The 12803-nt window shown below is 71.5% G+C and carries 8 protein-coding genes; 7 read left to right on the top strand and 1 reads right to left on the bottom strand.

The features are described 5' to 3' along the window. Positions 1-147: 147 nt before the first annotated feature. From MKK82_RS16305 to MKK82_RS16275, 7 genes are all read left to right on the top strand, one after another. Positions 148-1152, top strand: coding sequence for an AAA family ATPase (locus MKK82_RS16305; RefSeq protein WP_243986264.1), 1005 nt, complete (start codon positions 148-150; stop codon positions 1150-1152). A 2-nt stretch (positions 1153-1154) separates the two neighbouring features. Further along, the gene (locus tag MKK82_RS16300) at positions 1155-2066 is read left to right on the top strand and encodes a DUF58 domain-containing protein (RefSeq protein WP_238286733.1); all 912 of its coding nucleotides are present in this window, start codon (positions 1155-1157) and stop codon (positions 2064-2066) included. 7 nt (positions 2067-2073) lie between these two features. Beyond that, a complete protein-coding gene (locus MKK82_RS16295; RefSeq protein ID WP_238286734.1) occupies positions 2074-4893 on the top strand; it encodes a DUF4159 domain-containing protein in 2820 nt (939 codons plus the stop codon). A gap of 193 nt (positions 4894-5086) precedes the next feature. After that, the gene (locus MKK82_RS16290) at positions 5087-7171 is read left to right on the top strand and encodes a hypothetical protein (RefSeq protein WP_238286736.1); all 2085 of its coding nucleotides are present in this window, start codon (positions 5087-5089) and stop codon (positions 7169-7171) included. A gap of 169 nt (positions 7172-7340) precedes the next feature. Further along, positions 7341-9254, top strand: coding sequence for an extracellular solute-binding protein (locus tag MKK82_RS16285; RefSeq protein WP_243986263.1), 1914 nt, complete (start codon positions 7341-7343; stop codon positions 9252-9254). Next, positions 9251-11110: an extracellular solute-binding protein gene (locus tag MKK82_RS16280; RefSeq protein WP_238286739.1), complete on the top strand. Its 1860-nt coding sequence runs from the start codon at positions 9251-9253 to the stop codon at positions 11108-11110. Before MKK82_RS16285 ends, MKK82_RS16280 begins: the two co-directional genes overlap by 4 nt. Before the next feature lie 4 nt (positions 11111-11114). Next, the gene (locus tag MKK82_RS16275; protein WP_238286740.1) at positions 11115-12221 is read left to right on the top strand and encodes a microcin C ABC transporter permease YejB; all 1107 of its coding nucleotides are present in this window, start codon (positions 11115-11117) and stop codon (positions 12219-12221) included. A 19-nt stretch (positions 12222-12240) separates the two neighbouring features. Here MKK82_RS16275 and MKK82_RS16270 read toward each other — a convergent pair whose 3' ends face one another. After that, positions 12241-12732, bottom strand: coding sequence for an Rrf2 family transcriptional regulator (locus tag MKK82_RS16270; protein WP_238286741.1), 492 nt, complete (start codon positions 12730-12732; stop codon positions 12241-12243). Between the last annotated feature and the right edge of the window lie 71 nt (positions 12733-12803).

Genomic DNA, 12803 nt, shown 5'->3' with positions numbered 1-12803 from the left:
GGCTCCGGGCGGAACGCCGACGACCGCCGCGGACCGCGCTTCCGCGTGCGGCGATCCCGACCTTGCCAGCCCGGTACCATCCGCCCCACACTCACCCGATTCACCCGGGGGCCTTTCCGAAGGCCCGGGCAGGAGATGGACAGCGGCATGACGCAGGGGATCAACCCGGCCACGACCCTCGACGACGGCATCGTGGCGACCGCGGAGAGCTGCCTCGCCGCTGTCGGCGCGGCGCGGGACGCGATCCACGGGGTGATCTTCGGGCAGGAGAAGGTCGTCGATCTCGCCCTCGTGACCATCCTGGCGGGCGGACACGGCCTTCTGGTCGGCCTGCCGGGTCTGGCCAAGACCAAGCTCGTTGAGACGCTCGGTACCGTGCTGGGACTTGACGCACGGCGCGTGCAGTTCACCCCGGACCTGATGCCTTCGGACATCCTCGGGACCGAGATCCTGGAGGAGGATGCCGAGCGCCGCCGCGCCTTCCGGTTCGTGCAGGGGCCGGTCTTCACGCAGCTCCTGATGGCCGACGAGATCAACCGGGCGAGCCCCCGCACCCAGTCGGCCCTGCTTCAGGCCATGCAGGAGGGCCACGTGTCGGTGGCGGGCGCCCGCCACAACCTGCCGCGTCCGTTCCACGTCCTCGCCACCCAGAACCCGATCGAGCAGGAGGGCACCTACCCCCTGCCGGAGGCGCAGCTCGACCGGTTCCTCCTGGAGATCGACGTCGGCTACCCCGACCGCGCCGCAGAGCGCCGGATCCTGATCGAGACCACGGGCGTCGACGAGGCACGACCCCGCGCGGTGATGACGACCGAGCAGCTCCTCACCGCCCAGCGCCTCGTGCGCCGTCTTCCGGTGGGTGAGGCCGTGGTCGAGGCGATCCTCGACCTCGTGCGCGCCGCCCGCCCCGACGGCGGCGACGCCCTGGTGAAGGACAAGCTCCTCTGGGGTCCCGGCCCCCGCGCCAGCCAGGCGCTGACGCTCGCCGCCCGCGCCCGGGCGCTGATCGAGGGCCGGGTCGCGCCCTCCGTGGCCGACGTGAAGGCGCTCGCCGAGCCGGTGCTCAAGCACCGGATGGCGCTGAGCTACACCGCCCGCGCCGACGGCGAGACCATCGAAGGCCTGATCGCCAAGCTCGCGGAGAAGCTCTGACTTTGGTCGCGACGCACGCCCTCGACGCCGGCAGGCGCACCCCCGGCCGGCGCGAGAGCGAGGGCGCGACCGCCCTCTCCGACAGGATGCCCCGCCTCGTCCTGGAGGCGCGCCGCGTGTCCAGCCTGCTGGCCCACGGCCTCCACGGCCGCCGCCGCGCGGGGCCGGGCGAGAGCTTCTGGCAGTTCCGCCCCTTCGTCACCGGCGAGGCCGCCGCGCGGGTCGACTGGCGCCGCTCGGCGCGGGACGACCGGCTCTACGTGCGGGAGCGCGAATGGGAGGCGGCCCACAACATCTGGCTCTGGATCGACCGCTCCGCCTCGATGGGTTTCTCCTCGGACTTGGCTTCGGCGCCGAAGGTCGAGCGCGCCCTCGTCCTCGGCCTGGCGCTGGCCGACGCCTTCGTGGAAGGCGGCGAGCGGGTCGGCCTCCTCGGTCTCACCCGGGCGACGGCCTCCCGCGGCATCGTCGAGCGGCTGACGCAGGCGCTCGTCGCCGACAGGGCCGGCCTCGCGCAGGACCTGCCGCCGCGGGCGAGCCCGGCGCGCTTCGACGAGGTGGTGCTGATCGGCGACTTCCTCACCGAGCCGGACCGGATCGCCGCCTCCGTGCAGAGCCTCGCCGGCCGCGGCAGCCGCGGCCACATCCTGATGATCGTCGATCCGATCGAGGAGACCTTCCCGTTCACCGGGCAGGCCGTGCTGCACGACCTCGAAGGCAGCCTCAGCCTCGATATCGGCGACGCCGACGCCTGGGGCGCCCGCTACCGCGCCCGCATCGGGGAACACCGGGCCGCGTTGGCCTCCATCGCGCGCGGGCAGGGCTGGACCCTGACGATCCACCGCACGGACCGGCCCGCGAGCGAGGCGGCGCTGCGGCTCGCCACGCTGATCGCCGCCCGCGGCACGGAGTGAGGCCGCCATGCTGGGTCTGACCTTCGCCGCCCCGCTGGCGCTCGCCGCCCTCATCGGCCTGCCGGCCCTGTGGTTCCTGCTGCGGGTGACCCCGCCGCGCCCGCGACGGATCAACTTCCCGCCGCTGAAGCTCGTCGCCGACCTGATCCCGCAGCGGCAGACCCCTGCACGTACCCCGCCCTGGCTGCTCGCCCTGCGCCTGCTGATCGCCGCTGCCCTGATCCTCGCGGTCGCCGGGCCGGTCTGGAACGCCGGGGGTGTGGGAGCCGGGGGCGGCCGCAGCGCGCTGCTCGTGCTCTTCGACAACGGCTTCCCGGCCGCCCACGATTGGCGCGCCCGCCTGCGCGTCGCCACCGACGCCGTCGAGGGCGCCGCCCGCGATGGCCGGCCCGTGGCGGTGATCGGGCTGGCCGACGCCGCCGCGGCCTTCGAGGCGAAGACGCCGGCCGCCGCCCTGGAGCGCCTGCGCGCCATCGCGCCGCGCCCGATCCTGCCCGCCCGCGACGCGCATCTCGCGGCGATCGAGACTTTTCTGGAGAAGAACCGGGGTGCCGGCCTCGTCTGGATCAGCGACGGCGTCGCCGGCGGGAGCGACGAGCGCTTCGCCAAGGGCCTCGCCGACCTCGCGGGCGGCAGCGGCGCCGCGCTCACCGTGCTGCGCGCCGACAAACCGCCCGCGCTCGCCCTCACCGCCACCGAGAAGGCCGGCAAGCTCGTCACGCACGCGCTCCGCGCGACCCCGAACGGGCGCGATGTCGGCGTCATCCGGGCGCTCGACCAGAAGGGGCTGCCGCTCGCCGAGCGCGATTTCGCCTTCGCGGCGGATGCCACGGAAGCGGACGCGACCTTCGAGATGCCCGTGGAACTGCGCAACAGCATCAGCCGCCTGGAAATCGCGGGCGAGCGCTCGGCCGGTGCCGTGGTGCTGCAGGACGAGCGCGGCAAGCGGCGCCGGGTCGGGCTCGTCTTCGGCGGCACCCTCGATCAGGCCCAGCCTCTGCTGGCGCCGACCTACTACCTGTCGCGGGCGCTCCAGCCCTTCGCGGACGTTCAGGAGGCCCGGGGCGCCAAGGGTACGGCGGAGTCGATCAACCAGCTCCTCGACAATCAGGTCTCGGTCCTCGTCCTCGCCGATGTCGGCGCGCTGGACGAGAAGACCACCGCCCGAATCGAAGGCTTCGTGAAGGACGGCGGCATGCTGCTGCGCTTCGCCGGGCCCCGCCTCGCGGCCGGCAACGATCCGCTGGTGCCGGTACGCCTGCGCCGGGGCGGCCGGACGCTGGGCGGCACCCTGTCCTGGGACAGCCCCAAGACGCTGGCGCCGTTCCCGCCCGAGAGCCCGTTCGCGGGCCTCACGCCGCCGGCCGATATCGGCGTGCGCCGGCAGATCCTGGCCGAGCCGGACGGCGACCTGCCGAACCGGACCTGGGCCTCCCTCCAGGACGGCACCCCGATCGTCACCGCGCAGAAGCGCGGCCAGGGCACGATCGTGCTGTTCCACGTCACCGCCGACACCACGTGGTCGAACCTGCCGCTCTCGGGGCTGTTCATCGACATGCTCCGGCGGGTCGTGGCGCTGGCGGGCGCCTCGGCCCCCGTCCAGGGCGAGACCCCGCGGGCCGCCGCCCCGGTGCTCGCCCCCCGGGTGACCCTCGACGGGTTCGGCGCACTGGGCTCGCCGCCGGCCTCGGCCACCGCGGTCTCGGCCGACTACGCCGAACGCGCGACCATGGAGCACCCGCCGGGTTTCTACGGACCGCCGGACGGAGGCATCAGCGTGAACGCCCTGAAACCGGACGACCGGTTGAAGCCCCTCGACATCGCGGCGATCGCGGACGCCCGCACCGGGTCCCTCGCCGGGGCCGAGACCGTGGACCTGCGCCCGAGCCTGTTCACCCTGGCGCTGCTGCTGCTGGCCCTCGACACCCTGGCGGGCCTGTGGCTCGGCGGCTTCCTGCGCCGCGGCGGCCTCGCGCGCCGCCTGCGCGGCCGGCCGGCGATGCTGGCCTTCGCGGGCCTGCTGCTGTTCGCGGCGCTGCCGGCCTTGCCGGTTCGCGCCGAGGAGCCCGCAGCCAACCGGCCAAACGGCATCGAATCGGCGCTGGTCACGCGCCTCGCCTACATCATCACGGGCGACGCCGCCCTCGACGAGGCGAGCCGGACCGGGCTCACCGGCCTGACCCAGATGCTGTCGTCCCGCACCGCCCTGGAGCCGGGTGAGCCGGCCGGAATCGACCCGGCCAAGGACGAGCTGGCCTTCTACCCGCTGATCTACTGGCCGATCGCGCCGTCGCGGCCGCAGCCGTCGGAAGCCGCGATCCGCAAGATCGACGCCTTCATGCGCAACGGCGGCACGGTCCTGTTCGACACCCGCGATGCGCTCACCGCCCGGCCGGGCGGGCCGCCCTCGCCGGAGGCGACGTATCTGCGCACGATGCTGGCGACCCTCGAGGTGCCGGAGCTGGAGCCGGTGCCCCTCGACCACGTGCTGACCAAGGCGTTCTACCTCGTGGACAGCTTCCCGGGCCGCTACGCCACCGGCCAGACCTGGGTGGAGGCCCTGCCGCCCGCCGCCGAGGGTGCCGAGCGCCGTCCGGCCCGCGCGGGCGACGGCGTGAGCCCGATCATCATCACCGGCAACGATCTCGCCGCCGCCTGGGCGGTGGGCCGCCGCGGCGAACCGCTCTATCCCGTGGTCGGCGGCGACCAGCGCCAGCGCGAGATGGCGTTCCGCGGGGGCGTCAACATCGTGATGTACACGCTCACCGGCAACTACAAGGCCGATCAGGTCCACGTGCCCGCGCTGTTGGAACGGCTGGGACAGTGATGTCTCCTCGAGACGACGCGCGCGACGCCGCTCCCCCTCCCCCCTCTGCGGGGACCACTCCCCTGCGCGACAGGAGGGGCGAAGACGGTCATGAAGGCCGGCCCGTTTCCTGCGCCGTCGGCCCCTTCTCCCGACCCGGCCTGACGGCCGGGCCGCCCTCCTCCGCAGACGGGGAAGGGAACGGTGGTGCCCCATGCTGAGCCTCAGCTTCACACCCCTCCTGCCGTGGCCGGCCATCGCCATCCTGGGCGTGATCGTCGCCGTGCTGGCGGTGTTCGCCGTCCTGGCCCGGGGGCGGACTGCGCTGCTGCGCGTCCTCGTCCTCGCCCTGGTGCTGGCGGCGCTCACCAACCCCGCGCTCGTGCGCGAGGACCGCGAACCCGTGAAGGACGTGGCGGCCATCGTGGTCGACCGGTCCGGATCGCAGGCCCTGGGCGACCGGCCGCAGATGACCGACGCGGTGCGTGCCGAGCTGCAGCGGCGCTTCGGCGCGCTGACCAACATCGAGCCGCGCTTCATCGACGTGCCGGATTCCAAGGACGGGGACGACGGCACCAAGCTGTTCACGGCGCTCGGCCAAGCCCTCGCCGACGTGCCGCCGGAGCGCCTCGCCGGCATCGTGATGCTCACCGACGGCGTGGTCCACGATATCCCGGCCTCCATGGCGCAGCTCGGCATCAAGGCGCCGCTGCACGTCCTGGTCACCGGCCATCCGGACGAGCGCGACCGGCAGATCAAGCTCCTGGAAGCGCCCCGCTTCGGTATCGTCGGCAAGGACCTGACAATCCGGGCCGAGGTCATGGAGCGCGGCGGAACCGGCCACGCCATCGTCACCATCCGTCGCGACGGCGAGGAGATCGGCCGCCGGGACGTCGTCACCGACAAGGCGTTCTCGCTGACCACTCGGATCGAACACGGCGGGCCGAACGTCGTCGAGATCGAGGTCGAGCCCCTGCCGGGCGAACTCACCACGGTCAACAACCGCGCAGTCCTGCCCATCGAGGGCATCCGCGAGAAGCTCCGGGTGCTCCTCGTCTCCGGCGAGCCGCACCAGGGCGAGCGGACGTGGCGCAACCTGCTGAAGTCGGACGCCAACGTCGACCTCGTCCACTTCACCATCCTGCGCCCGCCGGAGAAGCAGGACGGCACGCCGATCTCCGAACTCTCGCTGATCGCCTTCCCGACGCGCGAGCTGTTCGTCCAGAAGATCAAGGACTTCGACCTGATCATCTTCGACCGCTACGCCAACCAGAGCGTGCTGCCGCAGGCCTATTTTGACAACATCGTCCGCTACGTGCGCGAGGGCGGCGCCCTCCTCATCGCGGCCGGCCCCGAATTCGCCGGGCCGGCGAGCCTCGCCCGCACCCGGCTCGCCGGCATCCTGCCGGGCGACCCGGACGGGCGGGTTGTCGAGAAGCCCTACAAGGCGACGCCGACCCAGACCGGCCAGCGGCATCCGGTGACCCGCGCGCTGCCGGGTTCGGACGCGAACCCGCCCGCCTGGGGCGACTGGCTGCGCATCGTCGAGGCGCGGACCCGCGCCGGCATCCAGCCGATCCTGTCGGGGGCCGAGGGACTGCCGCTGCTGGCCCTGTCGCGCGAGGACAAGGGTCGCGTCGCACTGCTGCTGTCCGACCACGCGTGGCTGTGGGCGCGGGGCTATCAGGAGGGCGGTCCCTATCTCGACCTGCTGCGCCGCCTCGGCCACTGGCTCATGAAGGAGCCGGCGCTGGAGGAGGAGGCGCTCCGGGCGCAGATGACCGGGCACGGTCGCGAGGTGCGCGTCGAGCGCCAGACCATGGCGGATCAGGCCGAGCCCGTCACCGTCACCGGTCCCACCGGCAAGGTGACGACGCTGCCGCTGAAGCCCGGCGAGCCCGGCCTGTTCACCGCGACGTTCGACGCCGAGACACTGGGGCTGCACACCCTGCGCTCGGGCAACCTCGTCGCCTTCGTCAGCGTCGGCCCGGCCAACCCGCGGGAACTCGCCGACGTCTTCAGCGACACCGATCGCCTGAAGACCGTGGCGGAGGGATCGGGCGGCTCGGTCCGCCGGGTCGCCGAGACCGGCGGCGGCCTCCAGGTCCCGCGCCTCGCCACCGTGCGGAGCGGGCGCCTCGCGGGCGCGGACTGGATCGGCTTCCGGCCGAGCGACAGCGCCAACATCCGCGGCGTCGAGGTCTACCCACTCGCGCTGGGCCTCGCCGCCCTGGCGGCGCTGGCGGCGGCGGTCCTCGCCATGTGGCTCGTGGAGGGCCGGCGGGGCCGGGCCGCGTGAGGGGGTTTTCCGCGCGCTGCCCTACCCCCGCAGGCGGGGAGAGAACCCGCGCCTCTCACGCCCCTCGGCGGGGGAGCCAGCGCGCTCGACGGGCGGGGCTCCCCCGGCCTATGAGCCACGGTACTCATCCGCGCTCCGCGCGGCCCGACACAACGGAGACAGCCTGCCCGTGACAGCGCAGACCGCCACCGGACGCCTCCTCGCCGCGACGCTCCTCGTCGCCTGCCTCCAGTTCACCCCTGCGCGCGTGCAGGAGCCGGTCGCGATGCCGTCCACGCCCGCCGCGATGCCGGCCGCCAACGGGCAATGGACCCACGCGATCACGCTGATGGGTCAGCCGAAATACGGCCCCTCCTTCAAGCATTTCGATTACGCCGACCCGGCCGCGCCCAAGGGCGGCATGGTCCGCTTCGGCGCGCAGGGCGGCTTCGACAATTTCAACATCGTCGTCACGGGCCTCAAGGGCGACCTCGAGGGCGGCATCCAGCAGATCTACGATTCGCTGATGACGGAATCGGCGGACGAGCCGTTCACCTCCTACGGTCTGCTCGCCGAGGCGGTGCGGATCGCCCCCGATCTGGGCTCGGTCTCCTACCGGCTGCGCGAGGACGCCCGCTGGCACGACGGCAAGCCGATCACCCCCGAGGACGTGGTCTGGTCCTTCGACGTGCTGAAGGCCAACAGCCCGTTCTACGCCGCCTATTATCAGACCGTCGCCAAGGCCGAGGCGAGCGGGCCGCACGAGGTGACCTTCACCTTCTCGGAGACCGGCAATCGCGAGTTGCCGCAGGTCATCGGGCAACTCCGGATCCTGCCCAAGCACTGGTGGACCGCCAAGGATGCCAGCGGCCGGCAGCGCAGCGTCACCGAGACGACCCTGGAACCGCCGCTGGGCTCCGGCCCTTACCGGCTGGCGAAGTTCGAGCCCGGCCGCACCGCGACCTACACCCGCGTGCCGGATTACTGGGGCAAGGACCTACCGGTGAATGCCGGCCGCTACAACTTCGATACCGAGCGCTACGAGTACTTCCGCGACGGCACCGTGCTGGTCGAGGCGCTGAAGGGCGACCTCTACGATTATCGTGTCGAGAACATCGCCCGGAATTGGGCGACGGCCTACGAGGATTTCCCGGCGGTGCGGGAAGGACGCCTGATCAAGGAGGCGTTCCCCGACCGCGGCATGGGCCTCATGCAGGCCTTCACGTTCAACACCCGCCGGGAGAAGTTCAAGGATCCGCGCGTCCGCCGAGCCTTCAACCTCGCGATGAACTACGAGGAGATGAACAAGGCCCTGTTCTACGGCCTCTACAAGCGCATCAACTCCTACTTCTTCGGCTCGGAACTGGCCTCCACGGGCCTGCCGGAAGGCGACGAGAAGGCGATCCTCGAGAGCGTCAGGGACAAGGTCCCGCCCTCGGTCTTCACCACGCCTTACGCGAACCCGGTGAACGACAGTCCGGAGGCCGTGCGCAAGAACCTCCGCGAAGCCGTCGGCCTGCTGCGCGAGGCGGGTTACGACCTGCGCGGCGGCAAGATGGTCAGCAAGGCGACCGGCGAGCCGCTGACCGTCGAGTTCTTGGAGTTCCAGAGCACCTTCGAGCGCGTGATCCTGCCGTTCTCGGCACAGCTGAAGCTCATCGGCATCGACGCGACGCTGCGCGTGATCGACCAAGCGCAGTACCAGAACCGAATCCGCAACTTCGACTTCGACATCACGACGTCGAACTGGGGCGAGTCGCTGTCGCCCGGAAACGAGCAGCGCGAGTACTGGGGCTCGGCGGCGGCCGACAAGCCCGGTTCGCGCAACCTGATCGGGATCAAGGATCCCGGCATCGACGCGCTGATCGAGAAGGTGATCTTCGCCAAGGACCGGCCCACGGTGATCGCCGCGACCCGGGCGCTCGACCGGGTGCTGCTGGCCCACGATTACGTCGTGCCGCAATGGGCCTCCGACCAGCAGCGGACCCTGCGCTGGAACCGGTTCGGCCACCCGGCGATCCTGCCGCTCTACGCCAGTTCCGGCTTTCCGACGACGTGGTGGTACGACGAGAAGCTCGCCGCCAAGACCGGGGCGCCCCGTTGAGGCGGATCTGGACGCCGAGCCGCCGCGCCCTCGTCCTCGGCGCAAGTGCCCTCGCGGCGATCCGGCCCGGCCGCGCGGTCCGGGCCGCCGATGGGGAGCGGCACGGCCTCTCGAGCTTCGGCGAGCTGAAATACGGCCCGGATTTCGAGCGCTTCGCCTACGTCAATCCGATGGCGCCCCGAGGCGGCCGGTTCTCGGGCCAGCTCGCCGCGTCGATCGGCAATCAGGCACTCAACACCTTCAACACGCTCAACATCTACGTGCTGCGCGGCGAGGGCGCGGCCGGGATGAACCTGACCTTCGACAGCCTGATGGTCCGCGCCCTCGACGAGCCGGACGCGGTTTACGGCCTCGCGGCGCGCTCGGTCGCGGTGAGCCCGGACGGCCTGACCTACGTGTTCTCCCTCCGCCCGCAGGCCCGGTTCCACGACGGCTCGCGGCTCACCGCACGCGACGCGGCCTTCAGCCTCAAGCTCCTGCGGGACAAGGGGCACCCGGAGATCGCCGAGGTAATCCGCGCCATGACGGATGCCCGCGCCGAGGACGACGCGCGGCTGGTCGTCACCTTCGCGCCGGATCGCGCCCGGGATCTGCCGCTGTTCGTGGCGCAACTCCCGATCTTCTCCGCCGCCTATTACGGCGGCCGCGACTTCGAAGCTTCGACCCTGGAGCCGCCCCTGGGCTCGGGCCCGTATCGGGTCGGCACGGTCGATTCCGGCCGCTCCATCGGTCTGGAGCGCGTGCCGGATTACTGGGCCGCGGACTTGCCGGTGAATGTCGGCCAGAACAACTTCGACGCGATCCGCTACGAGTATTTCCGCGACCGCACCGTGGCGTTCGAGGCGTTCAAGAGCGGCGCCTTCACCTTCCGCGAGGAATTCACCGCCCGAGTCTGGGCGACCGGCTACGACTTCCCGGCGCTGGCCGAGGGCCGGGTCGTCCGCGAGACGGTGCCGGATGCCCGACCCAGCGGCACACAGGGCTGGTGGATCAACACCCGCCGCGCGGCGTTCCGCGATCCCCGGGTCCGCGAGGCGATCGGCCTGTGCTTCGACTTCGAGTGGTCGAACCGGAATCTGATGTACGGCGCCTACGCGCGCACGGCGTCGTTCTTCGAGAATTCCGATCTCAAGGCGACAGGCAAGCCGTCGTCCGAGGAACTGGTTCTGCTGGAGCCGCTGAAGGATCTGCCCCCGGAGGTGTTCGGCGAGGCCTGGACGCCGCCCGTCTCGGACGGGTCCGGCCAGGACCGCGCCCTGCTCAAGCGCGCCGACGCGCTGCTGCGGGAGGCGGGCTGCACCCGCCAGGGCGGCAGCCTCGCGCTGCCCGGCGGGCAGCCCCTGACCCTGGAGGTGCTGGACGAGGACCCGGTCTTCCAGGCGGTCACGCAGCCGTTCATCCGCAACCTGGGCCTGCTCGGGATCAAGGCGACGCAACGCACGGTCGATCCGTCGCAGTATCAAGCCCGGCTCAAGGATTTCGACTTCGATCTCACGGCGCGCCGGTACAGCAGCGGCGTGACCCCGGGCGCGGAATTGCGCGAGACCTACGGCTCCCGGGCGGCCGGGACTGCGGGCTCCAACAACCTGTCGGGGATCGCGGACTCGGCCATCGACGCCCTGCTCACGGCGATCGCGGACGCCAAGTCGCGGGCGGATCTGACCACCGCCTGCCGGGCCCTCGACCGGGTCCTGCGGGCCGGCCGCTACTGGGTGCCGATGTGGTACGCCTCGACCCACCGCCTCGCCCTGTGGGACATCTACGGCCGCCCGGCCAACCCACCGAAATACGACCTCGGCGCGCCGGCCACATGGTGGTTCGACGCCGAGAAGGCCAAGCGGATCGGGCGGGACTGAGACCATGCTCGCCTATATCCTGCGCCGCATTGGCCTGATGATTCCGACCCTGTTCGGGATCATGCTGATCACCTTCACCATCGTGCAGTTCGCTCCAGGCGGCCCGGTGGAGCGGGTGCTGTCGCAGCTGCAAGGCCAGCGCGACGGCGCGATGTCGCGCGTGACCGGCGGCTCCGGCGACCTGGGCGGCGCCAGCCGGCCGTCGGCCGGTGGCGGCGAGGCGAGTTCCCGCTACCGCGGGGCCCAGGGCCTGAGCCCGGAATTCATCGCCAAGCTGGAGACGCAGTTCGGCTTCGACAAGCCGGCGCCCGAGCGCTTCGCCAAGATGCTGTGGGACTACGTCCGCTTCGATTTCGGTCGCAGCTACTTCCGCGACGTCACCGTGATCCAGCTGATCAAGGAGCGCCTGCCGGTCTCGATCTCGCTCGGCCTGTGGATGACGCTCCTGTCCTACGCGATCTCGATCCCGCTGGGCATCCGCAAGGCCGTGAAGGACGGCGAGCGCTTCGACCGCTGGACGTCCTTCGTGGTGATCATCGGCTACGCGATCCCGGGCTTCATGTTCGGCCTGATGCTGATCATCCTGTTCGCGGGCGGCTCGTTCTATCAATGGTTCCCGCTGCGCGGCCTGACCAGCGAGGGCTGGGAGGGCTTCTCGGCCTGGCACAAGGTGACCGACTACACGTGGCACATGGTGCTGCCGCTGACCGCCCTGGTGATCGGCGCCTTCGCGACCTCGACCCTGCTGACCAAGAACTCGTTCCTCGACGAGATCCGCAAGCAGTACGTGCTGACCGCGCGGATGAAGGGCCTGTCCCAGCGGCGCGTCCTCTACGGCCACGTCTTCCGCAACGCCATGCTGATCGTGATCGCGGGCTTTCCCGGGGCCTTCATCTCGGCCTTCTTCACCGGCTCGCTGCTGATCGAGACGATCTTCTCCCTGGACGGCCTGGGGGAACTGTCCTTCCGGGCGATCGTGGGCCGCGACTACCCGGTGGTGTTCGCCACCCTCTACATCTTCTCGCTGCTTGGGCTCGCGGTGAACCTGCTGTCCGACCTGATCTACGTCTGGATCGACCCGCGGATCGACTTCTCGGCGCGGGCGACCTGACCCCAAGGGGTGCGGGTCGTCAGCGGTCCGGCAGGCGCAGGGCGCCGTCCGGCGTGGGCGGCTCGCCGTGCGTCGGTCCGGCCAAGCCCAGCAGCGCCGCGATCGCCTCCCCGTCCGGCGCGCCGAGGAGATCCGCCAGGGTGTAGCGGTCGAGGACCGCGAGGAACGCAGCCAGGGCCTCGCCCAGCACCCGCCGGAGCCGGCACGGGGCCGTGATCGCGCAGGCGCCGCCGCCGAAGCACTCGACCAGTGCCAGATCGTCCTCGGTCTGACGCACCACCGCCCCGACGACGATCTCCCCCGGCGGCAGCGCCAGCCGGAGTCCGCCGCCCCGCCCGCGGATCGTCCGGATCAGGCCGAGCCGGCCCAGTTGATGGACCACCTTGTTCAGGTGGTTCTCCGAGATGCCATAGGCGCGCGCGATCGCGGCGATCGAGCTCTGCTCGGGCTCATGGAGGCCGACGTAGATCAGGGTGCGCAGAGCGTAGTCCGTATAGCGGGTCAGACGCATCTCAACTCCAGAAGCCGATCCCTGCCGGGGGATGCACCGTGCGCCACGGGTTCGATCCGTAAGCCGTGAGG

This window comes from Methylobacterium sp. E-046 (assembly GCF_022829625.1).
Classification (GTDB): Bacteria; Pseudomonadota; Alphaproteobacteria; order Rhizobiales; family Beijerinckiaceae; genus Methylobacterium; species Methylobacterium longum.
The sequence above is the reverse complement of the archived record's forward strand: the minus strand, read 5'-3'. Positions and strand labels throughout refer to the sequence as shown.